Genomic DNA, 26,089 nt, shown 5'->3' with positions numbered 1-26,089 from the left:
CAAACTATGAGCGAATCTACAAACACAACTAAAACGGTCACTCTTGACGAACTATCAGTCTTGATGAGCTTTCATTATGCGAAAGAAGCTTGGGATAAAGAAGATACAGCTCAAGTCAGTATTGATTTTGATAACGAATACAAAGATTTTTTAGTTACGACCAGTGAAAATAATGTGCGTCCTGGTCGTTTCTCGAAACTACAAGCTGAAATTACTGCATGGGCTGATCAACAAATTAAGACTTTTTCTTATCAAAATAAAAACGTCAATGCATTTGTGCTGACCTTTGTAGATGATGTTTTAAGCATTGAACTTGGCTTTGAGTCTGATGCTGAGCAAGTAGACACAGAAGCATGAGAGAGTTAACACCAGAGCAAAATAAAGCAATCACTCAGCTTGAGCAAGACGTACTGCTTGAGCTGTTTGATATCGACTTTACCAAGTTTGGTGGCGACGTCTATCACTTTTGCAATCAGACCAATGAGCTTGGTCAGCCGATCGTCTGGCAAGGCGTCACTTATCTGCCATATCCCATCACTGCTGACGGATTTGAGCTTAAAAATACGGGTGCAAGCAATCGCCCTAATGTCACGCTGTCTAATCTATATGGCTTGGTAACTGCTGTCGTTGAAGATTACCAAGGTGGTGTTGGTGCAGTGGTTACAAGACGTCAAGTCTATGCCCAGCATTTAGACGCAGCTAATTTTGCCAACGGCAACCCAAACGCTGATCCTAATCAACAATTAGTGTCTCGCTATGTCATTGAGCGTTATTCAGCGTTAAATAATCAATCAGCCACCTTTGAGTTGGCAGTACCTAGCGAAACTGACGGCGCTATGTTGCCACGCCGTATCATTGTCGCCAATACGTGTGGCTGGACGTATCGTGGCGATGGCTGTGGTTATACGGGTCATCCTGTCGCTGATGAGTTTGATCAGCCTACCAATGACCCTGATAAAGACAAATGCAGTAAGTGTCTACAAGGTTGCCGTGCAAGGTTTGGCCGTAAAGCGGTACTGCCGTTTGGTGGCTTTGTTGGAGTCGATAAGTTATGACGTTAGAGCAGCAAATAATTGACCATGCAAAGCAAGCCCTGCCCAATGAGTGCTGTGGTCTTATTGTTGACGCTGTTTATATCCCATGTGACAACGTCGCAGACAAACCCATAGAGACCTTTAGGATTAGTCACGATGAGTGGCAGCCTGCTGATGTAGTCGTGCATTCGCACCCGCAAGGTCAGCGTTATTTGAGCGATGCAGACCGTAAAGCCCAGCATAAGATGCGCTGTGATTGGTGGATTGCTGTTAATGGCTCTGATAACTGGGAGTTAATCAAATATCGTTACTCCCCTCTGTTACGTGGTCGCATCTTTGAATATGGCAAACATGATTGTTACTCGCTTGTTGAAGATGCTTATATTCTGTGCGGTATTGAGCTAATGGCTTATAAACGCAAAGGCGAAGCCCAAGAAATAGCGGATAACGCTTTTATTGTTAACTTTCCACGTACTGGATTTTACCAAGTTGAATTGGCTGAGATGCAAGCTGGTGATGTCATCTTAACGTCAATCCGTGGCAACGCAAACCACGCAAGCATCTATCTGGGTAATGAGCAAGTACTACACCACCCATACGGCGGACTATCACGGCGTGAGGGGTTTTGTGACGTCTGGCACAAGCAGATGCACAGCGTATGGCGTCATAAAGACTGGCAACCAGACATGATGACGGCAATACTCAATGATTTAGAGGCAACAAGATAATGGCAATCGTAAGACTATATGGCGACTTGACTGATTTTGGCACCCGCTTTGACTTAAAGGTTAAAACAGCGGGTGAAGCCATGCGTGCTTTATTTACTCAAATAGACGGGCTGCAAAGGCGTATTAGCGAGGGCGGTTATTTTGTGCGTGTTGCTCGCAAAGATGTGACAGATAATACGATAGGCACTGACTTTAGCCGTGATTTAACGGATAACGATGTGATCCATGTTGTACCAGAAATTGCGGGGGCCGGTAAGTTTGGTCAGATTATCTTAGGCACGGCAATGATTGGTGCGGCCTTTTTCACAGGTGGTGCATCGATTGCAGCATGGGGTGCCTTATCGACAGGGCTATTAACTGCTGGTATTGGCATGGTATTGGGCGGTGTCGCCCAGATGCTGACAAAGCAGCCCAGCTTTGGCGATACGAGTAATACCAATAAATCACGCTCATCATCGTTTAGTAGCCTAGGTAATAATACTGCTCAAGGCTCATGTGTGCCAGTCGCATATGGCGAAATAATGATTGGCAGTAAAGTCATCTCACAATCGATTGAGAGCTATAAAGTGAGCGGTGATGTTGTTGCAAAAGATGCGGCACAGCTAGTGCAAACTCGTGATTATCATGTGCCAACAGCGTTTGATAACTATAACTTAGATGCAGATGATGACTCTGTGAGAGCAGTTAACTATATAGTGAGGGTAGATTAATGGGTGGCGGCGGAAAAGGTGGCGGCGGCGGACATACGCCCATCGAGCAACCAAACACACTAGAATCAGCACAGAAGCTGAAAATCATAGATTTGTTATGTGAAGGCGTGGCAGGTCAAGATGTGACTTTTAAAAACATCTATCTGGACAATACGCCAATCCAAAACCAAGATGGTAGTTATAACTTCACGGGTATCCGTGTGTCTGCACTACCTGGTACCCATAATCAGGATTATCTAGCAGGCTTTGATAGCACGGATAAAATCGTATCCGTCGGTGCTGAAGTAAAAGCAGATAAGCCAATTACCCGTACCATCACAGATCCGCTTGTTGATAGCGTCAGGGTAACATTGGCGCTGGGGTCGTTAGTTGAGATGAAGAACAATGGCGACCGTGTCGGTAGCTCTGTATCACTAACCGTCAGATGCGGTAATAAAAGCTATCCAGTTACCATAACAGGTAAAACTACGTCTGCATATCATCAAGATGTTGTTTTAACTGATTTGCCCGATACACCATTTAATATCAGCGTACATCGCAACACACCAGACAGCACTAGCGACAGTACAAGCAACGCTACGCATTGGGTAAGCTATGTTGAGTCAATCGATGCTAAATTTAGCTATCCAAATTCTGTAGTAGTCGGTCTTGAGATTGATTCTGCACAATTTGGCGGCAAAATCCCAAAACGTACTTATTTAAACAAATGGACACAGATTAAAGTACCTGACAATTACGACCCAATCAAACGCACGTATGATGGTATTTGGACGGGTGAATTTAAGACCGCTTGGAGTGATAATCCAGCGTGGGTGTTTTATGACTTAGTGACTGATAAACGCTACGGCTTGGGCGACCGTCTTGGCGACTTTGGCTGTGATAAATGGTCACTGTATCAAATCGCTAAATACTGTGATCAGATTGTACCAGACGGCTTTGGCGGTGAAGAACCCCGCTTTACCTGTAATGCGTATCTAAGCGAGCCGCGAGACGCCAAAGCACTGCTTGATGACTTAGCAAGCGTGTTCCGTGGCATTGCTGTGTGGGATGGTCAAATGGTGACGGCACTGCAAGACGCCAAAAAAGACCCAGTTGCCACTTACACTAATGCTAACGTGGTGGACGGTGCATTTGCATACTCTGGTGCAGCTCAAAAGACCATATTTACTGCTGTGCATGTCAAATACAACGACAAAGCCGACAACTACGCAACAAAGACCGAATACGTCGCAAACGATGATGCAATCAAGCGTTATGGACTCAATGTTAAACAAGTCACCGCCTTTGGTTGTACTAGCCGTGGGCAAGCAGCCCGTGTCGGTAAATGGCTCATTGAAACCTCAATTCGTGAGCAACAAATGGTTAATTTTAAGATCGGTCGTGAAGGTATCCGCCATTTGCCGTTTGACATCATTGAAATCGCTGACAATGACTACGCTGGCGATATGATCGCTGGGCGTGTGCTGTCAGTCACTGGCAATACAATCACTGTTGACCGTGCAATGACTGATATCAGCAGTATCCGCTACTATGCTAACGGCCATAGCAAAACTGTGTCTGTGCAATCAGTAAATGATACCAAAATCACGCTTACAGATACCCCAAATGGCATCGAGCAATTAGGTGTATTTAGTGCTGCTAAAACAGACGTTAAACCCCGTTTATTTAGGGCTTTAAGCATTAAAGAAGATGGCGACACTTACACAATCAGTGCCGTACAACACGATGAAAACAAAGAAGCCATCGTTGATAAAGGTGTAACTTTTGAACAAGATGATACAGCGACCAAACACACGCCTCAAGTTAGCTATGGCCGTGTCTCTAAAGATGGCGATGAATTACTAATTGCGTGGGAAGGCACTAACACCACTGAGTATCTGATCAAAATCTATAAAGACGGAGAGCTATACCGCAGCTACAGCCAAGACAGTGCCGAGATTAAACTTAAAGGCTTACCGAATGGTGAGTATAAAGCCGAAATCCGTGGTAAATCAGCAAACGGGCAACTGACTGAGCCAGTTATCAAGACATGGTCTATCGACTATGACATCAAAGGGCTAAAAGCAACATCTGAGCTGTTTGCGATTAAGCTGGATTGGACCAACCCAACGAGGGTTATTAATAAAGCCAAGATTGAGATATATCGTAGCTTAAGCAATAACAGAGCGACTGCAACCAAAGTTGCTACTTTGTCTTACCCCACCGATACATTTATTCAAAATGGCGTTAAGTTATCGGAAACACATTACTTTTGGTTACGCTTAATCGATGACCAGGGCAATATGGGCGACTGGGTAACTGTGAGTGGTCAGTGCAGTAGTGACACATCGCAAATTGTCGCAAGCATTAACGGCAAAATCACCCGAACTGAGTTATCGCAAGCATTAATTAATAGCTTACAGACTGATATTAATACGGCTAAAACCCAAGCTATTAACAGTGCCAATGTTAACGCTGATAATAAAGTAGCCGCTGAAGCCACTAAACGTGCTCAAGCATTGCAAGCAGAAGCGACCAAGCGAGCTGATGCAATACAAGCTGAAGTCACAGCACGGCAGAAAGCACTGGCAGCACAAGACAAAAAGCAAACAGACGCTTTGACTGCTAAAGCTCAACAGCTTGGCACGCAAATTAGTGCGGTTGAGACTGTCAATGATGCTCAAGCTAAGCAGTTAACAACATTGACGGCTAAACAAGGCAATTTAACATCTGGTTTGGAAGTAGAACGGACAGCACGTATTGCGGGTGACAATGCTGAGGCTGAGGCTCGTCAAACGTTGGTAAGCAGAGTTGGCTCTGCTGAAAGCAGTATCAACACTCTGCAATCTACAAAGGCCAGCAAGACCGAAGTAGCAAGCCTTGCACGCAGCGGACTACAAAGCGAGTGGCGTGATGATATTGACGCTATTGAGATAGGTGGTCGGAATTTATTAAGAAATAGTGAGTTTAATCAAGGTTTAAATTTTTGGTACAAGCAATCGACAGGTTCTTCATTAGAAAAAGATGGCACCATGCGGTTAACTAAAGGTGCTGATATTTACCAAACAGGAGTAATTGCTAGCACTCCATTGATAGCTACTGTTTGGTGCAGGGGCAATGGCTCTATATTATGTAGATATGGAGGAGGTTCAAGGACTGGTTATGTAACACTAAAATCTGATAGTGAGTATTTACCATATTCGTTTGTCATTAGCAGTAAAGGCAATACCAACTTAATTATAGACAGTCTAGGAGATGTGTTTGTTCAGAAAGTAAAACTAGAAAAAGGCAACAAGGCTACAGACTGGACACCAGCACCCGAAGACGTCGCTGAAGAAATCAACAACACAAAAGCCAGTCTTGATGAGTTTAAACAGACTCAAGCGACTAAAGACCAAGCTCAGACTGTGGTTAATAGCCAAGCACTGTCTCGTATCAATAGTGCCGAAAGTAGTATCAGCAATCTGCAAAGCACCAAAGCCTCTAAGTCTGAGGTAGTGAGCCTTGCACGTACTGGGCTGCAGAGTGAATGGCAAAGTGCAGCGAATACAGCTAAACAGCAAGCAATCAATGCTGCCAAAGCAGATGCCAAAGCTAAGGCAGATGAGGCCAAGTCTGCTGCTCAAGAATACGCTAACGCTCAAATTAATGCTAAGAGCGTTAGTGATAAAGCATACGCTGACGGTCTCGTAAGTGCTGAAGAGCAAAGGGCTATTGACGATGCCAATGCTAAACTAGCTGTTGCTAAGGCGGACGCTAAAGCCAAGGCAGATGCAGCTGAGTCAGCAGCTAAAGCTCATGCAGACGCTATTGAGATTGGTGGGCGTAACTTACTGATTTCTGAAAGATATAAATATACACCAAATATAGATGGTGAGTTTCAAACACTCACATTTTCTAATAAAACGTCAGAGGACTTGCTAAAAGCATTTTGGCTTGAGCCAGGTACTTATACGTTCTCATTGTTGGCTAGTTTTGCTAACAATGGCTCAGAGGGTCAGTTTAGGGTGTATAGAATTTATGGGAAAAATACTATAGGTTATTTTAGAGCGCCTAGTGATTATGTAGATGGGGATACTGTCAAGCTATCTCATACATTCACATTGGAGTCTCGTGCAGCTGTAAACCTGCAAGTATATAACCATAATTTTGGTACCGCTTTTGTTAGCAACGCCAGTGTCGGTGCTATTAAGCTAGAAAAAGGCAACAAAGCAACAGACTGGACGCCAGCGCCAGAAGACATTGCTGAAGAAATTAACAGTACAAAAGCAAGTCTTGATGAGTTTAAGCAGACTCAAGCGACTAAAGACCAAGCTCAGACTGTGGTTAATAGCCAAGCACTGTCTCGTATCAATAGTGCCGAAAGTAGTATCAGCAATCTGCAAAGCACCAAAGCCTCTAAGTCTGAGGTAGTGAGCCTTGCACGTACTGGGCTGCAGAGTGAATGGCAAAGTGCAGCGAATACAGCTAAACAGCAAGCAATCAATGCTGCCAAAGCAGATGCCAAAGCTAAGGCAGATGAGGCCAAGTCTGCTGCTCAAGAATACGCTAACGCTCAAATTAATGCTAAGAGCGTTAGTGATAAAGCATACGCTGACGGTCTCGTAAGTGCTGAAGAGCAAAGGGCTATTGACGATGCCAATGCTAAACTAGCTGTTGCTAAGGCGGACGCTAAAGCCAAGGCAGATGCAGCTGAGTCAGCAGCTAAAGCTCATGCAGACGCTATTGAGATTGGTGGGCGTAACTTACTGATTTCTGAAAGATATAAATATACACCAAATATAGATGGTGAGTTTCAAACACTCACATTTTCTAATAAAACGTCAGAGGACTTGCTAAAAGCATTTTGGCTTGAGCCAGGTACTTATACGTTCTCATTGTTGGCTAGTTTTGCTAACAATGGCTCAGAGGGTCAGTTTAGGGTGTATAGAATTTATGGGAAAAATACTATAGGTTATTTTAGAGCGCCTAGTGATTATGTAGATGGGGATACTGTCAAGCTATCTCATACATTCACATTGGAGTCTCGTGCAGCTGTAAACCTGCAAGTATATAACCATAATTTTGGTACCGCTTTTGTTAGCAACGCCAGTGTCGGTGCTATTAAGCTAGAAAAAGGCAACAAAGCAACAGACTGGACGCCAGCGCCAGAAGACATTGCTGAAGAAATTAACAGTACAAAAGCAAGTCTTGATGAGTTTAAGCAGACTCAAGCATCTAAAGACCAAGCTCAAACTGTTGTTAATAGTCAGGCGCTGTCTCGTATTGATAACGCTGAAGGCAAGATCACGTCTTTACAGCAAACGTCAGTAACCAAAGACAAAGCCCAATCTACTCACACCATCAAAACACAAGCCATTGCTGGCGGTAAACGAGCTCTCGCAGGCATTGCTGTTGGGGCAATGGCAAATGAGCAAACAGCAGAAAGCGAAGTCATTGTTATGGCTGATAAGTTTGGCGTTGTCAGAGATGCGGGTGATGGCGTCGTCAAGCCAATGTTTACTGTGCTTAATAACCAAGCGGTCTTTAATGGCGATTTGATCGCAGACGGCACAATCTTGGGTAAGCACATCAAAGCCAATCAAACACTATCAGCACCAAAAATACAAGGCGGTGAGTTAAATATCAACAACCGTTTTATTGTTGATAAGTACGGCAACACGACTATCCAAAGTAGCACAGCTAAGACTGGACTGAAAATCACGCATGAAAAAATCGAAGTCTATGACAGCGCTGGGCGGTTACGTGTCAGATTGGGCAAGTTAAATTAAGGAGCAATGATGCAAGGGTTACAAGTATGGGATGAGAAAGGTAAAAAAGTATTAGATACGTCATTTACCACTTTCAAAATTTTAAAAGAGGTGCAAGGCATAAATCAGTCAGAGATAACAAGGACTGTTAGTTTTACACACCCCTTGCTCGCTGAGCAAACGCCGTTTTATATGATAAAGCCATTAATGGTACTAAGCAGTGTGGGTGTCAGTGTTAATGTGCAGTTCGAAAGTACTAAGTGCACGGTTACGTTTACAGCTCTTAACTATCGATATAGAGACTTTTCAAAAACTAAAGTAATTATTGGAGTGTACTAATGTTCGAGGTGTATAACTCTGATGGATCACTACAAGTGACTGCAAACCAAGCTTATGATCTGTCACTGACATCAACTATTATACAACAGCAAGCAAGTGCTACTTATATCGATCCAAGTAAAATATACGCACTGCAACCCGTTGCAGATGACGATAGCGGTGTTACTCACCTGTTCTTCAATCCCAATAAACCAGACGGATTGATTCAGATAGCTGGTAGTACAGGTGCTAAAGTGCATATATTTGATTATATGTTGCCTCAGGCACGACAAAATGAGTATGGGCTAGAAGTATATGACAGCGATGGTGTAATTACATTTAGTAGTCGCTACCCAAGTCTGAATGTTATTGATCATATCAAAGCTGATGCTGGGATTGATGCTCAAAGACACGGCAGACGTAATTACGGTACTACTAACTTAGCAATTGTCCCTAATAAAATACCATTCATCATCCAACTTGGAGGTGTTGCTAATCTCGCGTACTTTATTACTACGGTATGGACTATAGAACAAGGAGAGTTGTGCTGGTATACAAAAGCAGTAACCACCGCACCCCCATTCGAAAACTTTGAATCCAGCTCCGCAATCGACTTTTTGGTTATCGACACAAGCCACTTTTAAATAAGTACAGCTTGGACTGACGATTAAAGCATCTTTAAATGCTATTTATAATAGCCTCAAAGATGCTTTAACAAGGTTAGTATATACAATACAAAGCAATAAAAACCAGTTAAAATGGGAACGTTTAAAAGGCGTTTTAACTGGGTTTTTTGTTCTCATTTTGACTGGTTGCGATTCTCATTTTTAGCGACCGGCTACAGCTACTTTGGCTAATTTAAGCGTTGATGATCAGCTGATTGCTGCTTGGTTTCAGGCCATTACACCGCGTACGGCAGGGTTTAACACCATACCTATTGATCAGTTGACCGATGCCAGCACCATTTTGACCATGTTTTTGATGTTCATCGGCGGCGGATCGCTATCTACTGCCAGTGGTATCAAAATTGGTACGTTTATCGTGCTACTTCTGACCACTTGGGCCTTTTTGCGCCAACGTGATCATGTGGTTATTTTTGAAAGACGTATTCCCGATCGCTTGGTACGTAAGTCTCTGGCGATTGTCAGTATCACTATGATGTTGATTTTCTTTAGTGTGTTTTTGCTATCGGTTGTTGAGACTGAGCATGCCTTAGAAGACGTGTTGTTTGAAGTGGTCTCTGCATTAAGCACCGTCGGATTAACCCGTGGTCTCACCACCCAATTAAGCGATACTGGTGAAGTAGTGATTATGTTTATGATGTTCGCTGGCCGAGTGGGTCCACTTACCCTAGCCTATCTAATCGCAACACCGAAACAGTCTCGAGTCCATTATCCAGAAGCCTCTGTATTGGTTGGATAAGCTGAGCAGTTATGAGGAAAGCCTATGAAAACGTTAAGCCAAAAACTATACTTGTTGTTAGTTGCAGCCAGTGTCACCGCCTGTAACGCGCCAGAGCATGACCCGAATATTTTATACAATGAAGAGCACAAAGATCCGATAAAGGAGCTTGAGGTCGATGTGATACCTGACCAAGAGATGCCGTTTCAAAAGCTGTTTTATGTGCCGGTCTATTCAAATATTTATGTCGATGAAGACAGCCCGAAAGTAATGCTATCGGCCACACTTAGTATCCGTAATACCAGCCTGGACCATAGCATTTATGTCACCAAAATTGACTACTATAATACCAAGGGTGACTATGTACGCCCTTATTTGAGCAAGTCAATCGAGCTGCCGCCAATGGGTACATTAAATTATATCGTTGAAAAGCTTGATGATACTGGCGGCGATGGTGCCAACTTTGTGGTCGCTATTGAAAGCGGTACTGCCCGCGTGAAACCTTTGATTGAAACCATCATGATAGGTACTTTCAATAACAAAAGCTTCTCCTTTAAAAGCGACAGCCTTGTTATCGATGACTCAAGCAAAGATAAGTATTTTAACGCTAACTGATAGTGACAATACTTAACGTCATCGTCAGTTCATAAATTAAACGAACAACATTAAGCTAATAACTTTAAGTAGAATAAAATAAGCAAAATAAGTGCAATACATTAAGGAGTGATGTTATGCCTCAGATAATTAAAACATTAGACAGACATAAGCCGTCAACAAAATGGATGTTGGTATTGGCAGTTATCCTTCCGCTATCGATGAGTGCCTGCTCAAGCATAGACCTCCCTGCGCTTGCCCAAACAGGCACTGCAGCAACAAGCACTAACACCGTTATCAACGAACAGACTCAAAAAACCCCAGAGATGTTTATCGGTGAAATCAATCGCATCGAAAACTTAGGCTACTCGAAGTCACAAACAAATGCACTATTACCGACCAACCGCTATCAGTCAGATACAGGCGATTACGCGGTACACATGCCAACCATCAAACGCATAAATGGCTATGACTTGATCAAAACCGACTATGCCTATGCCAAACACATCGGAGGCGGTGTTCGCTATGCCCTACTGGCATTGGTTGACCCCAAGACCAAAGAAGTGGTACGTAGCAGTATCCGTTTTGTTTCCTCCACCGGTACTGGCGAATTTGATACAGATACCAGTGTCAGTAACTCAGTCAAAAAATTACACCCGACTCGCGACTTTACACAGGTTATCGATGGGGACGGCCGTATTTTTAAATTAACCCCAGCCAAAGAAGGTTCCGCCGACTATTGTAATGCAAAGGGTGACTGTCGTTATGAGCGGGCTTATGACATGGAGATTAGCATGGCGTTCTTATTTTATTACGCCAATGGTGGCTCTTTGAACTTGTACTCTGAACATCGACCGGTAGAAGTGTACTTACCTAAAAACATGTTTATAAACTTCTATAATGGTTTAAAAAAAGTGTCTTAATTGCTAGCAACGGTATAAAAAAGACTTGCAAAGCCTAAAAAACATGCTAGAATATGCGACCTATACAGGCACATAGCTCAGTTGGTTAGAGCACCACCTTGACATGGTGGGGGTCGCTAGTTCGAATCTAGTTGTGCCTACCAAATTTGAAAGCCCCAATCTTAATGATTGGGGCTTTTTTTGTGCTTGATTTATAGGAGTTAAAGGTGTTTAAAGATAATCATAATGACTGCTTCCATCTTATGGATTTAACACTGTAAAAAATAGCTGTGCCCAGAATATGCCCAAGCTGCGCCTACCCTTTTTTTATCCCTAGAGTTACGTTCACTATTTAACACCCACCTTAAACTGTAGTGGTCAAGTTTTTTTAGACAATTCATAATAGGTTTTGTTGAAGTAAAGTTTCCCTTTAGCTAAAGATGTTAAATTATCATTCAAGCTATGCGGTCTGATACTTTAATAATAATCCCAAATATAAACACTTACTATGATTACTTTAGAAATTTGGATAACTATTTAAATTTGAATAAACCCTCTTAATAGCATTTATTATCTTTTATTGAGTTAGCATAATCAAATAACGATTCAAGATTTGCTCAATCGTTTTATATCCAGACCCCTGTCACCCTTTAAAAAATCACGTACACCTTTTAAAAAATCACGTAATCAATTTCTACCGCACAATTCGCATACACTGCCCGAGATGATACAAAGAAATACCAACCTCTGTCAGACTAGAGCGCATGCTTTGATATGGTACAACCTCCTCTTCTATATTCTTAAAAGGCAGCGGTATGCTATTGCGATCGCCACTAACAATATAATCGGCAAAACACTTACCCATCATTGTTCCCGTGGTGATACCCCTACCATTATATGCGCAGGCGGCTAAGATACTGTCATCTATCTCAAATACTCTAAACACATGATCTTGAGTAAACCCAAACTGCCCTACCCATTCATATTGCCATTCAAACTTAGGCAAATCTGGATAATAATGCTTTTGAATGACGTTGGCCCAAGACTGATAAAAGGAGTTGGGCTTCATCTTTTTACCGCCAACCGTCCCTAGTAGCAATCGATTGTCTTTATCGCGGCGAATACTCGATAAAGCAGTACGCGTATCCCAAGCCCCTGTTTTATAAGGTAATATTTTAGCGGCAGCCAGCCCAGTTAGCGGCTCAGACGCTATCTGATAATACTCTACCAAGTAGAAGGTCTTGGTTATCTGTGTCCATTCACCTTGGGTATAAGCATTGGTTGCGATGATGATTTTTTCAGACTCGACACTATGATCACTGGTCTTAACAAACCACTTGCCCTCAGATTTCTCAATAGAAGTTACCTGAGTGCCTTCATATATCTTCACTCCCAATGATTTAGCGGCTTTTGCCAATCCATTGACATAAGCCAGTGGATTAATGGTTCCCGCACGATGATCTAAAAGCGCTTTGTTAATCCGAGTGGTACCGCAATATTCATGACACTTACTGCCGGTTAATAGCTCAACATTAACACCCAGATCGGTTAGCTGCTGATAACGAATATCCACATCCTCCTCACCAGTGGCGTTGTGTGCCATGTGAATATTACCGGTGCGTGTGTCTTGAGCGTCAATATTGTATTTATCAATCATCTCAAATACATAGCTTGGTGCCAGTCCAAGCTCTTTGGTCAAACGGGTACCGACCTCCTCACCTAAGATGTCATTCAAGTCGCTTGGGCGTGACCAAGTACCAGCGTTTACGAAGCCAACACTACGTCCTGAGCCGCCACTGCCTATATTATTGGACTCTAAAACAACCACATTATAGCCTTGCTCTGCCAGATGAATGGCCGCTGACAAGCCAGTGTAACCGCCGCCAATAACACAGACTTGAGCTTTAAGATCTTGTTGTAACGACTCAAACCGGTCACATTCTGGCGCTATAACATTCCATACACATTGTTGTTGTAACATCTCGATAACTCCCAGTCCATACTAGCGTTCTAGCTTACGACCACTGATGACTCTTCATTGATTTCGGCTTCCGTGCTTGGCGTTTCACGAGGAATAAACTTATCCAGTGTTAACCACAGCAGACCAAATAGAGGAGATAACCAACAAGCAAAGGCAAAAGGTGCATAAGTTAAGGTTGCAATGCCCAATGTCGCTGCGACAAAGCTACCGCCCATATTCCATGGGATAAGGGGTGATAGTAAGGTACCGCAGTCTTCAATAGAGCGTGTGAGCGTGGTACGCTTATAGCCCATTTCTTTATATTTGCCTTGTAGCAAACGACCAGGCAACACACAGGTGGTATACACGTCACCAATGATAGTACCGACCCCTAGCACACTGCCGTAGCTTGATAGAACCAGACCAAAACGGGTCTTAATAATCTTATCTAACTTGGCCATAATCGCCTTAAGCGTGCCGTAATGTTCTAGTGATCCAATGAAAGCCAAAGCAAAGATAGTTAAGGTGATAACCCAAGTCATCGACATGACCCCGCCTTTACTTAATAACTGGTCAACAACGTCAAACCCAGTTTCACTTTTGAAACCATTTTGTAGAACGTTAAACACATCATGGATGCCAACGCCTTGCATCACCACAGCAATCACCGCAGCAACCACTACCCCACTTAATACGGTTGGAATGGCTGGCATTTTCATCACCGCTGCAGCAACGACCACAACCGCAGGCAATAGCGTAATAATGCTTAAGTTATAGTTACTTGCTAAGCTGTCTTGAATGGCTTTAATAGAGGATAAATCTGCAGAATCGGCGCTATAACCGGCACCAATCCAAGCATAGAGGGCAAGCGCGGTAAGCATGGCCGGTACAGTGGTTGGCAATAGACCTCTGATGTGCTCCCACAAATCAACACCGGCAGCAGCAGGCGTTAAGTTGGTGGTATCCGATAAAGGCGACATTTTGTCCCCAAAGAAGGCACCCGAAACGATGGCACCACCAACAAAGTGAGCAGGAATACCCAGTCCCAGACCAATACCCATCATAGCCAGACCAACGGTACCAACCGTTCCCCATGAGGTACCTGTGGCCACAGAAATAATGGCACAAATGACACACACCGATACTAAGAATGAAGACGGGCTAAAAATACCAAAGCCATAATAAAGAATGGTTGGCACTGTTCCTGCGATAATCCAGGCGCCGATTAACATACCAACGCCCATCAGGATAATCATGGCAGGTAGACCAATTTTAATTACTTTTAAAAACCTCTCTTCCATACCACCCCATCCACGGCCACGCATTTTCATAAATAATGCTGTGATCAAGATGCCGCAGGCTAAAGGAATGTGTGGCGTAAAGTCTTTAAAAACAAAAAACTGAACCATTAGAATAATAGAGGTGAGAACCAGTGGAGCGATATCTAACATAAAGCTCGACGACGCTGGATATCCATCTTTTGATGGATTTTTAGGTTTTTCTGTCATCATAATATTTACCTATCCATAGTAATATTTGCCATATCCTTGGCTTAAACCACCAATAAACTATAAATTCTTATTAATATACAGATTTAATTATAGTTAATAATTGACAGTCACTTAATGAGGGGCAATAAACCTTATTGCCCACAAAACACTTATCTAACAAATGAACGAACTTGGGATGCCTTCTAAGCAGACCTACTTCCAAACCCTTTTATAAAAGGTTTTGGAAAAGGTTTTAGAAAATAAGCCGCTTAGAAGCGCATCAGAACTGAAGACTAACTTAAAAACTCTAGTTAAAGTTAATACCTTGAGCTAACGGCAGCTCAGTTGAGTAGTTGATGGTGTTGGTCTGACGACGCATGTAGTTTTTCCAAGCATCTGAGCCTGATTCACGACCACCGCCGGTTTCTTTTTCACCACCGAAGGCACCACCAATTTCAGCACCACTGGTACCAATGTTAACGTTGGCAATACCACAGTCACTACCACAGTCGCTTAAGAACTGCTCTGCTTCACGGATGTCATTGGTGAAGATACAAGAAGATAGGCCTTGTGGCACATCGTTTTGCATCTCTAGTGCTTCATCAAAGTCTTTGTAAGTCATCACGTATAAGATAGGTGCGAACGTCTCGTTGCGGACTACATCGTTTTGCTCATCCATTTCGACAATGGCAGGCTTCACGTAATACGCTTCCGGATATTCACTATCTAACACACGCTTACCGCCCGTGACTTTACCGCCAGATTTCTTGGCATTATCAAGCGATTTTTGCATGTTATCGAAGCTGTCTTGGTCAATTAGAGGACCTACTAGGTTGCCTTCAAGCGGATGACCGATGCTGACATTTTCATAAGCGGCTTTGACGCGTGGTAGGATTTCATCTTTTACTGACTCATGCACAATCAGGCGGCGCAGTGTCGTACAGCGCTGACCTGCGGTACCCACAGCTGAGAATAAAATACCCCGTAGAGCAAGCTCTAAGTCGGCACTTGGCGTTAGAATCATGGCGTTGTTACCGCCCAGCTCTAGTAACGACTTACCAAAACGATTGGCCACTTTTGGACCCACGATTTGACCCATTCGGGTACTACCAGTTGCGCTAATTAAGGCCACACCTTTGTTCTCAACCAACGCATTACCTACCTCTGCTTCACCTAAAAGTACTTGTGATAGATGCTCTGGTGCACCCTCAAATTTAGCCAGTGCTTTTTCAAATAAGGCTTGGCAAGCCAGCGCAGTTAGCGGTGTTTTCTCTGAAGGTTTCCAGATGACTGGGTTACCACAGACGATAGCCAGCGCTGTATTCCATGACCAAACCGCAACTGGGAAGTTAAATGCTGAAATCACACCAATAACTCCTAGCGGATGCCAAGTCTCACGCATGTGGTGACCTGGGCGCTCTGAGGCGATGGTTAGACCATATAGCTGACGCGACAGACCCACTGCGAAGTCACAGATATCAATCATCTCTTGAACTTCACCTAGGCCCTCTTCTTTGATTTTACCGGCTTCATAAGAAACCAATGCGCCCAAATCTTCTTTATGCTCACGCAGCACTTCACCCAATAGACGAATTAATTCGCCTCGTTTTGGAGCAGGCACAGTGCGCCATTCTTTGAACGCTTTTTTGGCATTTGAAACTTGAGTCTCTACATCAGAGACTTGATGAAGGGTAACTTTACCGATAACTGACCCATCAATTGGGGTCTTTACTTCAAAGTTACCATTTTGATATAGGCTCTCTTCAACGCCCATAGCTGACATGTATTGCTTAATCATAACTGCTCCTTCGTTAATTATAATTGAATTCCTTTGCACACTATCAATCTACCCAACTCACCGCTGGGTTGCAAAATAAAAATTTTCTTGCTGCCATTCCCTTTTGGAATGGCATTTAAAACACTTAAGAATAACTAAATCAGACCCTATAAATAGCTTAACTAATAACTTATGAGTCTGAGTAAAACGCCTAGCTAACACGTTGTAGCGTGTCTAAACAACGCTCCAAACTTTGCTCTTGAAGTTTACGATACAGCTCAAGCTCATCATAAACAGGTCTACCCAAAGCTTTTTCAAAGTCAGCTTGGTTTGAATTGCCTTGGTAACTGCTTTGCTTATCTTCTTTTAAATTCGATTGGAAGATGCCCGCTGCACTCACCGGTAAGAAGTCTTCATAAACAATCGGCTCTATACGTAACACGCCTTGATTAACAAGCTCGTTAGCCTGCTGCGTTGATACAGAATCTGTGTCTGCGTCTTCATTTAATTGATAATAAAAATACGCCAAGTCCTGCTCATGCAAGCTTTGATAGTCATCTGGAAAGGCCTCAAACTCTTGCGAAAGTAGCTGATAATATTGATCTGCATTACTGGCGTTTGGTGTCGCACCAAGCTTGGCACGCGCCGCATTTAGTAGCTGGTCATATAAAGCACGGCCTTTTGGAGTTAGTGCAACACCGCGCTGCTCAATCTCACCAAAGCGGGCAGTATGAGTCCCAGCGACAGTTTCTCCTGCCTCTCCTGTAAAATTAACCGCCTCTTCTAACGCCTTAAAGCTGGTTTGACGCAGTAGAATCGGGCAATTACGGCGTGGCGGACCTTCGATAATATCTTTGGGCGGAATATTACGCTGACTCATGCCTTTTTGAACCGAATCAATATCTAAGGTTCTGGGCGTTAGATGGTTAATATGCGGACCTTTAAAGCCAACAATATCGGCAATCAAGCCGTGCTGGCTTAATAGCTGATCATATAGCGACTTACTAATTGGCGAGGTTTCATGCCAGCGGAACGTCTCTAGCGCCTCACGCACAAACTCTTCACCCTGCTCTGAGGTTAGACCGCCCTGCTTTTCAAACGTTTCAATCAGCTCTATCGCTCTATCAGTAAAGATATTTCTATTCTCTAGTGCTTGCTTAGCTTTACTACGTAGCGATTCATCTTCAATCAGCTCTAATCTCAGAAGAGAAGTAAACACTCGAAACGGACTGATATTTAAGGCTTCGGTACTCACCGCACGAAACGCTGTAGAATGCACCGGCACGCCTGCTGGTGTTAAATCATAGTAGCCGACTGGAAACATGCCCATCACTGCAAACAAACGGCGCATGGTTTCAAGCTCTTCAGCCGTACCTAAGCGAATTGCGCCATGTCTTTCTGCCCCCAATCTGTCTAATTCACCGGTATTGATCAGCTGCTGCTTAATCTCAGGTTGCTGCTGCATCACCGACTCATTAACCTCATTGACCAGCTCTATTAGCTCGGTATATAAAGGCACTTCCTTTTGGTACATCGTCGACATGGCTTGGGAGAACTGATGTCGAATCTCATCGGTTTTCATAAAGTCTACTACTGTCATAATGGTCACCTTAATGGTTTAACTTAGTGTGTTGTTTGAATTTTTTATTTGATTTTATATCTTGATTGGCGCCTTATGAAACTTCTGCCAACTCATCAGGTAGAGCGCTGAGCACTTGTTTTAAGATATCCAGTCCTTGTTGTAATAGTTCAGGCTCAATGGTCAAAGGCGGCAATAAACGGATAATGTGGCGATATTTACCACTTGGCATCAGCAGTAGGCCCTTATCACGAGCTTCTGATAATATTTTGGTCATAATCTCAGGTGAGGTGCCGTGTTTTGGATGACGCAGTTCAATCCCACGCATTGCACCAATGCCGGTTAGTTTGTGTAGCCAGTTAGACACGCCTTCAGCTTTCCAACTCTCAAAGTTGCTGACTAACGTTTGCTCATACGCTTTGGCAGATTCCCAAACTGACCCTTCCTCCATAATATCTAACGTGGCATTGGCTGCCGCACAGGCCACAGGGCTGCCCGAATAAGTCCCGCCCAAACTGCCTTTAGGCAGTCCATTCATAACCGAATCTTTACCAATAACCGCACCCAAAGGTAGACCGCCAGCAATACTCTTTCCCAGTAAAATAAGATCAGGCTCAATCTCTAAATGAGTAAAGGCAAACGGTGTGCCAGTGCGACCAAAGCCGGATTGAATTTCATCCATAATCAGCAAAATGCCATGCTTATCGCAGAAGGCTCGTAAGTATTGCGCAAAGCCTTTGGACATCATCTGAAAACCGCCCTCGCCCTGCACCGGCTCCATGATGATGGCTCCGATATTATTTATATCGGTTTCGACCGTACCAATACGATCTAATGCCTCAATGGCTTGCTGATCGCTGATGCCATTATCTGGGCTTGGAAAAGGAATGTGATATACGCTACCGGCTAGAGGACCGAGACCCGTTTTGTAAGGAGCGACTTTGCCATTAAGGTTCACCGCGGCCAAAGTGCGCCCATGAAAACCGCCGTCAAAGGCAATAACCCCAACGCGTCCGGTTTTGATACGAGTGATTTTTAGGGCATTCTCTGTGGCTTCTGCACCGCAGTTGGTGAACATGCCTGATAGAGGACTATTTATAGGAATGAGCTCACAAAGCCGTGGCATCAGCGTTTGATACGGCTGATGACCGGCGGCATTGTAAGCATAGTGAATAAGGTTGCTGGCTTGCTGATGAATGGCATCAACAATTTTAGGATGACAATGGCCAAAGTTTAAAACACCAATACCGCCAACAAAATCAATGTAGCGCTTATCGTCCTTATCCCAAACGACTGCGTTTTTTCCTTTGATGAGGGTGAGCGGATGCACCATAGCAAAGGCATCGGTCACATTGTATAAGTTGGTCATAAACGTCTCATATCTTCCATGATTGATACGTTCATTTCACCAAAAGCACGAATAACAGGCAAACGAATAAAAGTTGAGCAACTATTCCTTTTTTTATGGCAGCATTTAAATCATTGATAGAACTGGTTTTAATTTCTATTAATTCGGTCCATATACTCAAATACCCACTTAATGACTGCCCGAACTTTTTGACTATTGCCCAAAGTCAGCGGATAAGTAATGTAATAAGCACTTTTGGTTTTGGCATAATAATCATCGGCTTGTATCAATGCCCCGCTGTTAATCTCTGGGGTTACCAGAATCCGTGGTACCAGCGCCACACCATAGCCTAACAAGGCTGCTGAAATGCAGGAATGGAAGGTATCAAATCTTGGCCCCACAAAGGTGCCTTCCACATGAAGCTGTTGCTGCTTAAAGTAATCGTACCAAGCACTCAGTCGTGAATTCAGGTGTAACAAGGTACAACCTGCCAGCTTGTGGTTATCCTCAGTATCTACTGCCTTGATGTGCTTATCATAATAATCAGGACTGCAGACAGCGATGCAATATTCTTCTAACAACTTGACCGACTCCATGCCAGTCCAGACCCCATCGCCATATAAAAAAGCGACATCTATATCATGGTCCTCATTAAAAAACGGCCCTTCTTGTTCTCTGATATCTAAATTAATCGAAGGATATTCGTCATTAAATCCGGCTAACGCAGGAATCAGCCAGCGCGCACAAAAGGTAGGATGTGCGGATAACTTTAACGTCTCTCCGTTATCCACATGTGACATCAATGAGACAGTAGCGCTTTCAATAGAGCTTAAAATATTAAACACTTCTAGATAATAACGCTTACCTGCCGGCGTTAAAGAGATACGCTGAGAAGTTCTATAAAACAAGGAAATATTGAGCATATCCTCGAGCTGAGCGACTTGCTTACTCACCGCACTTTGAGTCATATACAGCTCTTGGGCAGCCCCAGTAAAGCTAAGCAACCGCGCTGCCGCTTCAAAGCATTGCAGCGCAGTTGTTGAGGGGTACTTTCTAAATCTAAGAGAATCCACAGGTTGTTTCATTCCATTAATACGTCTTTATAAGCGCTTCTTCCGAGTTGAAGCTAAGTCCTGGTTTAAATGGGCAAGTTACAGCAGCGCTGCTATTAATCCACCCGACAACTGATATTATTACCATTTTTATCAGTATTCCAGCCATAGTGATTCATATACTGCCCGAGCTTATTTTTATTAGGCGTAATAATAGATTTAGTATAACCCTGCTCTTGATAAGATCCAGTGACAACATAGGAGCTGGCCTGCAAGCTGGCCATGTATAGATCTTTGTGAGCGGCGCCTATGACCTGCATACCTTTAGGTAATAGATAGGTCTGTTGAAATTCTAAATAACCACCTTCTTCATACTCATTACCATCTGGATCTTGATGTTTTTCGCTAACCGATACTTGTTTAAAGTTACAGTTACTACTTAATATCACATTGCCTGATAAGGTATCTAATCTTGCATAGGCATCTTCGCCACCCCAACGTCGAGTCTCAATGACTGCCGCTTCGGGACGCTGCTGACTACCATAGAAGGTCACCGTGGTCTCTGGGTCACCTTCAACCACTGTTTGAACCATTTTATAATTGTTTGGATTTTCGTAGTCTTGCTCCAACCCTTTTGTATCCGGTAAAGCAGCAAAGTTATCCCAAGTCCAATCAACATTGCGCATTTTATTCAATGTGTCTAATACCGGCTGAGTATGGATATCTACCGCTCCAGTATCAGCACCAACTTGTTCCTCAGCCATCACATCTGCTGCAGCATACTCATCATTGCCAGAATACCAATGCGTACTATCAATACCTTCTGGGCACTCCGCTTTTTCACCTTTGGTATCAATACAAAACTCTTCGTCATCATCACCATTGACAATGGCGTATCCATTTTTAAAGTCAATCTTGCCTTCAGAATCTTGCCAAAATATACGGGTGAAGTTCATCGGAATGACCAATTCACCGGTCTTATCAATATAACCATACTTCATGTTGTCGCTATTTTCTTTATAGCTAAACACAGCCGCTAAGCCACTTGAGAAGTCATTGACTTCCTCATAATCCAAATCGATTGCAATAACCGGTTTATTCGACGGATCGACATAGCCCCACTTGCCTTCTTTTTGTACCGCCACTAAGCCTTCACTAAAGCGACCCATTTGCTCATACATAAAAGGAATGACTTCTTTATTGTCTTTGTCAATCAGACCATATTGATAGTTCATATCTTGGGCAGGACGTGCCGCCGCCGCAAAGCCATCATTAAAATCACCGAGCGATGCATACTCAATAGGGATAACCACTTTGCCGGTTTTATCAATCGCACCGTACAGCTCGTTATCACGTACCACAGCCAGCCCATCTGAAAAATTGCTGGCCCATTCGTATTGCAACGGCACAACCACTTCACCTTTGCTATCAATAAAGCCGTATTTATCATTTTTGACAACAGCGACCAACCCTTCAGAAAAGTCATTAAAGGTCAGGGCTTCCCCGCCCTCACCAGTCATAATCGCATCATATTCAAAAGGAATAATCACTTTGCCATTTTCATCGATATAACCCACTCGATTACTCATGGTGTATGGATCGGCTTCATTAAAGCCAATCACACCTGCCAGTCCATCGCGCAGACAGCCCACTTGCTGATAACCCTCTACTTCTGGTATGACGCAAGGCTCATATTGCTTTGAATCATCCGCACTGGCCTGTTGTGGCTTATCGCCGTCGCTTGCAGATACAGGATTTGTATTGCCATCATTGTTACTACATCCCATTAAAGCGGCGATAGATAAACTTAGGGCAAGATAGACAGGTTTCATAAAGGGGTCCTTGTGGTTAAAGCGGTTAGGGTTTGCGGCAGGTATGATTTTATAGTTGTCAGTCATCCATACGACTACAAGGTGTATCCATTTTTACCTGGGAAATCTGGCGCAAGCGTTCTGGCATTAGGCACTTTTAGCCACAATCTAACCAACTTACGTCTTTTCTCTTTTTCAGGATAATCTTCGAACGACTGTCTAGAATGCATCACCACATAGTTATTACACAGCTGGATATCGCCTGGCTCAAGCATCATGTCCAATCGGTACTCTGGACGATGGCTGATTTCATCAAAGATATCTAACGCATCAATTTGCACTCGAGACATGGGCACACCCATGATTTCATGGCCAGTCTCGATGTATTTTCTTAGATAGCGACACGCCAGCTTGCCATCCCAGTAGCTAAACATAGGCGTCAGGCCGGGACCATCTTTACCCAAATGATTCAGGTAAGCAGGATGATAGTAATAAGCTAGGTACTCAGGATATTCTTTTAAAATGGTGTTATAAACTGCAGAAAAACTCACCAAACTGCTCTCACCGCCAGTCTTTGCTTGACGCACACACAGCAATCCAACCACATCGGATAAATCTGCGTGAAACGGTAGGTTTTCATTGGTCTGATACACTCGGGTTTGCTTGTCATTGACATCGCCGACATTTTCTACAAAGCCTAAAAGTTGGCGCTCTTTGTTCTGAATAACCGGCACGCCTAAATACAAACCTAAAATATAAAAGATATCGGTTAGCTGCTGCTCGTTATAGACCGAGACATCAAGACCTTTGATGACAATAAAGCCATAGCCGTTTTCTAATTCTTCAGACACCGCATTAACCATCTTTAAAAAAGCATCATCTTCAATAGGTACATCGCTTTTTTCAAAGTCTGGCGCGTGTAAATTTTTCGCCTCAATCGTCTTTAACGCACTGTCTAATACAGCCATTAAATGTGCGTCTAATCTGATAATCCAATCGTCTTTATCAGCAATATCCTTGCCCTGCCATGCACATTTATCAGTGATTGGGGTGGTTAGCATTGTATCCATACGTTATCTCCACAGTGAGTACAACTATAAACAAAACTGTAATTAATACAGTCAACAAAAGGGGGGACACCTAAACCCATTGTACCTATAGGGTGAATTATTAAACAAGTTTTATATTTCAAAAGCTTATTAATAAAAACATATAAGACCAAAATACCTGGTGTGTTTCAGACTTATTGCTTGCCAATCTGGCTCAATACTATCGCTGTTTGTTATAATCGAAATCATGTTAATACATTTGGTATTTTCTACCTTTTGCTAACACTACATCTGTTAAACACACATTGATATAAGGCTTATTTATCATGACATCAGTAATTAAAGTGGCGATTGCCGGTTATGGCAATCTAGGTCGAGGCGCGCAAGCGGCGATCGAAAAATGTGAAGACATGCAGCTGGTCGGCGTCTTTAGTCGCCGTGATCCCGCTTCGGTCACCTTGATTGATGACAACGTTCCTGTCTATGCCATGGATGATATCGAGCAACATAAAGATGAAATCGATGTGCTGATCTTATGTGGTGGCTCGAAGTCTGATCTACCTGAGCAAGGCCCACAATTGGCTGAATCGTTTAATATTGTCGATAGCTTTGATACCCACGCTAAGATTCCTGAGTACTATGAATCACTCGATACGCCTGCTAAAAAAGGCGGCAAAATTGCCCTATTATCGGTTGGCTGGGATCCAGGTTTATTTTCAATCAATCGCTTATACGGTGAAGCCATTTTTCCGGTTGGTGAGACTTACAGCTTCTGGGGTAAAGGCTTAAGCCAGGGTCACTCAGATGCGGTGCGCCGTGTCGATGGTGTTAAGTCAGGTGTCCAATACACGCTGCCTTCTGAGTCGGCTATCGAGCGCGTACGTAGCGGCGAGCGTCCGACCCTAACCACACGTGAAAAGCACACCCGTGAATGCTATGTGATACTAGAAGAAGGTGCGGATGCAGAGACGGTTCGTAACGCCATTGTCACTATGCCAGACTACTTCGCTGACTATGACACTACCGTTCACTTTATCGATCAAGCAACCTTTGAGCGTGACCATCGCAGCATGCCTCATGGCGGCTTTGTGATGCGGAGTGGCAACAGCGGTGTCTATAACAATAAGCATGAACAAGCGATGGAGTTTTCATTAAAGCTTGGCAGCAACCCTGAGTTTACCGCCAGTGTACTAGTCGCTTATGCGCGCGCAGCTTATAAGATGAATGCTGCTGGTGACAGCGGTGCAAAAACAGTGTTTGACGTTGCCCCTGGTTTATTGTCACCGAAGTCCCCTGCACAGCTGCGTAAAGAGTTGCTGTAGAGGTTAGCGAATCTTTTTCATTAAGCATAAACGCTTCTATAAAAATAAGCCTCAATCTTTTGATTAAGGCTTATTTATTGGGTTTCTTTGCTCTATAGGGCCTAAGCCTTTTAGTCATGACTGGAGTTACTCTCAACCCTATTGAGTTATCAGATAAGCGCTAGGTTACTTGATAATACGAATGATATATCATTCGGTTAGGTGTAGCTGCTGATACGCTTTAGGTGTCACTCCAAACCAACGCTTAAAGGCTGTAAAAAATTGACTGCTGGATTTATAGCCTAATAAATATGCAACATAAGATGACGGCATTCTATGTTGAATCAAGTACTTATATGCCAACTCTTTTCTTAAGTCTAATAGCACATCATTGAAGGTGGTGTTTTCATCGCTTAACCGACGTTGTAAACTACTAATACTCATATTTAATGCCTGCGATACTTGATCTCTAGTAGGCTCAAAAATACCCATAGTCGTAAAAAGTACACGTCTGCATTTTTCTATATAACTTAAAGGTAAAAACTCATCGTTCAACATATTATTAATAGGGTTAATAAACAAATTGCCTTTCGATACTTTTCTAAAACTAGCATAGGTAGAGCTTTTAAATAAAGTTTTAATACTTTGCCCTAAATAGTAATTCAAGCGAGCATTATGCTTAGATGACTTCGCCTTAACCCCAACATACGTATTATAAAACCGTAAATCATGGGTAGCCACTCTGTAAGGAACGTCTAAATGTGTAGGCTTAATACCACTAATAGCGTGCACGATTTTTACAATAATAAAAACAATCATATCCATATGGTTTTTGTTAATCATATGTTCAGCAACTGGCCGAAATTCCAAGCATACCTTGTTATCATCTGTCATCAGATTGATTTCCACCATATCCGTCAACATTGTTAAATAGCCTATGATTAAACGACAAGACACGATGAACAATACTTCTTGGCTCACATTTTGAGATAAAGGGGCAATACATTTACTTAGACCTTGATATAAACGCAACGCTTTAATATCAATAAAGTTCACAACTTTTAACCCTATAAACTCATCTTGAAAATAAGTCATGATCGTATGCAAGTTATCAATAACCACAGTCACTGCTACTCTATTACCAGGAATTTGATCTAAGTCGACAAACCCAGCTATAACTTCTGGTATATCTTGCGCTCTATTAATGGAAAACAAGTAGTCTACCAAAGCTTTTCTATATACTAAAATTGTTTCTTTATGGACACTTAGGTTTTCGAGTTTAATTGGGTTTTCTTGTTTCATATAT

20 protein-coding genes and 1 tRNA gene are annotated in these 26,089 nt (G+C 43.1%); 12 read left to right on the top strand and 9 right to left on the bottom strand.

Features of this window, described 5'->3' with window-relative positions:
• Nucleotides 1-6 precede the first annotated feature (6 nt).
• From A6J60_RS11685 to A6J60_RS11635, 11 genes are all read left to right on the top strand, one after another.
• Entirely contained in the window at nucleotides 7-357 is a 351-nt protein-coding gene (locus tag A6J60_RS11685) for a hypothetical protein (protein ID WP_096064218.1), read from the top strand.
• On the top strand, nucleotides 354-1,055 hold the full coding sequence (locus A6J60_RS11680) for a phage minor tail protein L (RefSeq protein ID WP_096064219.1): 702 nt from the start codon (nucleotides 354-356) through the stop codon (nucleotides 1,053-1,055). Before A6J60_RS11685 ends, A6J60_RS11680 begins: the two co-directional genes overlap by 4 nt.
• Nucleotides 1,052-1,762 carry a C40 family peptidase gene (locus A6J60_RS11675; protein WP_096064220.1) on the top strand — a complete coding sequence of 237 codons (711 nt, stop codon included), beginning with the start codon at nucleotides 1,052-1,054 and terminating at the stop codon, nucleotides 1,760-1,762. Before A6J60_RS11680 ends, A6J60_RS11675 begins: the two co-directional genes overlap by 4 nt.
• The gene (locus A6J60_RS11670) at nucleotides 1,762-2,472 is read left to right on the top strand and encodes a tail assembly protein (protein WP_096064221.1); all 711 of its coding nucleotides are present in this window, start codon (nucleotides 1,762-1,764) and stop codon (nucleotides 2,470-2,472) included. The genes A6J60_RS11675 and A6J60_RS11670 overlap by 1 nt, the downstream gene beginning before the upstream one ends.
• Entirely contained in the window at nucleotides 2,472-8,222 is a 5,751-nt protein-coding gene (locus tag A6J60_RS11665; RefSeq protein ID WP_096066145.1) for a phage tail protein, read from the top strand. Before A6J60_RS11670 ends, A6J60_RS11665 begins: the two co-directional genes overlap by 1 nt.
• 9 nt (nucleotides 8,223-8,231) lie before the next feature.
• A complete protein-coding gene (locus A6J60_RS11660; protein WP_096064223.1) occupies nucleotides 8,232-8,540 on the top strand; it encodes a hypothetical protein in 309 nt (102 codons plus the stop codon).
• Nucleotides 8,540-9,163, top strand: a complete 624-nt coding sequence (locus tag A6J60_RS11655; protein WP_096064224.1) for a hypothetical protein — start codon at nucleotides 8,540-8,542, stop codon at nucleotides 9,161-9,163. Before A6J60_RS11660 ends, A6J60_RS11655 begins: the two co-directional genes overlap by 1 nt.
• Before the next feature lie 205 nt (nucleotides 9,164-9,368).
• The gene (locus tag A6J60_RS11650; RefSeq protein ID WP_227526141.1) at nucleotides 9,369-9,941 is read left to right on the top strand and encodes a potassium transporter TrkG; all 573 of its coding nucleotides are present in this window, start codon (nucleotides 9,369-9,371) and stop codon (nucleotides 9,939-9,941) included.
• A 24-nt stretch (nucleotides 9,942-9,965) separates the two neighbouring features.
• On the top strand, nucleotides 9,966-10,535 hold the full coding sequence (locus tag A6J60_RS11645) for a DUF3124 domain-containing protein (protein WP_096066144.1): 570 nt from the start codon (nucleotides 9,966-9,968) through the stop codon (nucleotides 10,533-10,535).
• Between the two features lie 116 nt (nucleotides 10,536-10,651).
• Complete coding sequence (locus A6J60_RS11640; RefSeq protein WP_096066143.1) at nucleotides 10,652-11,437, top strand: hypothetical protein; 786 nt, start codon at nucleotides 10,652-10,654, stop codon at nucleotides 11,435-11,437.
• A 66-nt stretch (nucleotides 11,438-11,503) separates the two neighbouring features.
• Nucleotides 11,504-11,580 (top strand) — tRNA-Val (locus A6J60_RS11635).
• A 530-nt stretch (nucleotides 11,581-12,110) separates the two neighbouring features.
• Here A6J60_RS11635 and A6J60_RS11630 read toward each other — a convergent pair.
• The 8 genes from A6J60_RS11630 to A6J60_RS11595 all read right to left on the bottom strand — a co-directional run bounded on the left by A6J60_RS11630 (nucleotide 12,111) and on the right by A6J60_RS11595 (nucleotide 23,503).
• The gene (locus A6J60_RS11630; RefSeq protein WP_096066142.1) at nucleotides 12,111-13,397 is read right to left on the bottom strand and encodes an NAD(P)/FAD-dependent oxidoreductase; all 1,287 of its coding nucleotides are present in this window, start codon (nucleotides 13,395-13,397) and stop codon (nucleotides 12,111-12,113) included.
• A gap of 29 nt (nucleotides 13,398-13,426) precedes the next feature.
• Nucleotides 13,427-14,887: a Na+/H+ antiporter NhaC gene (gene nhaC, locus A6J60_RS11625; protein WP_096066141.1), complete on the bottom strand. Its 1,461-nt coding sequence runs from the start codon at nucleotides 14,885-14,887 to the stop codon at nucleotides 13,427-13,429.
• Between the two features lie 286 nt (nucleotides 14,888-15,173).
• Nucleotides 15,174-16,664, bottom strand: a complete 1,491-nt coding sequence (locus A6J60_RS11620) for an aldehyde dehydrogenase family protein (protein WP_096066140.1) — start codon at nucleotides 16,662-16,664, stop codon at nucleotides 15,174-15,176.
• A gap of 190 nt (nucleotides 16,665-16,854) precedes the next feature.
• Nucleotides 16,855-18,243: a VOC family protein gene (locus A6J60_RS11615; protein ID WP_096066139.1), complete on the bottom strand. Its 1,389-nt coding sequence runs from the start codon at nucleotides 18,241-18,243 to the stop codon at nucleotides 16,855-16,857.
• Nucleotides 18,244-18,316: 73 nt separating this feature from the next.
• Nucleotides 18,317-19,591: an aspartate aminotransferase family protein gene (locus A6J60_RS11610; protein WP_096066138.1), complete on the bottom strand. Its 1,275-nt coding sequence runs from the start codon at nucleotides 19,589-19,591 to the stop codon at nucleotides 18,317-18,319.
• A gap of 128 nt (nucleotides 19,592-19,719) precedes the next feature.
• Nucleotides 19,720-20,655 carry a LysR substrate-binding domain-containing protein gene (locus tag A6J60_RS11605; protein WP_096066137.1) on the bottom strand — a complete coding sequence of 312 codons (936 nt, stop codon included), beginning with the start codon at nucleotides 20,653-20,655 and terminating at the stop codon, nucleotides 19,720-19,722.
• Nucleotides 20,656-20,738: 83 nt separating this feature from the next.
• Nucleotides 20,739-22,454 (bottom strand): WG repeat-containing protein, encoded by a 1,716-nt coding sequence (locus A6J60_RS11600; protein ID WP_193778063.1) that lies wholly within the window; start codon nucleotides 22,452-22,454, stop codon nucleotides 20,739-20,741.
• A gap of 74 nt (nucleotides 22,455-22,528) precedes the next feature.
• Nucleotides 22,529-23,503, bottom strand: coding sequence for a TauD/TfdA family dioxygenase (locus A6J60_RS11595; protein WP_096066135.1), 975 nt, complete (start codon nucleotides 23,501-23,503; stop codon nucleotides 22,529-22,531).
• Between the two features lie 305 nt (nucleotides 23,504-23,808).
• On the opposite strand from A6J60_RS11595, the gene A6J60_RS11590 reads away from it, so the two are divergent.
• The gene (locus tag A6J60_RS11590; RefSeq protein WP_096066134.1) at nucleotides 23,809-24,804 is read left to right on the top strand and encodes a diaminopimelate dehydrogenase; all 996 of its coding nucleotides are present in this window, start codon (nucleotides 23,809-23,811) and stop codon (nucleotides 24,802-24,804) included.
• A 189-nt stretch (nucleotides 24,805-24,993) separates the two neighbouring features.
• On the opposite strand, the gene A6J60_RS11585 is transcribed toward A6J60_RS11590, so the two are convergent.
• A complete protein-coding gene (locus A6J60_RS11585) occupies nucleotides 24,994-26,085 on the bottom strand; it encodes a helix-turn-helix transcriptional regulator (protein ID WP_096066133.1) in 1,092 nt (363 codons plus the stop codon).
• Nucleotides 26,086-26,089 lie beyond the last annotated feature (4 nt).

Origin of the sequence: Psychrobacter sp. FDAARGOS_221, from assembly GCF_002313155.2 — a bacterium.
Taxonomy (GTDB): domain Bacteria; phylum Pseudomonadota; class Gammaproteobacteria; order Pseudomonadales; family Moraxellaceae; genus Psychrobacter.
This window is presented reverse-complemented; position numbering and strand designations above follow the sequence as displayed.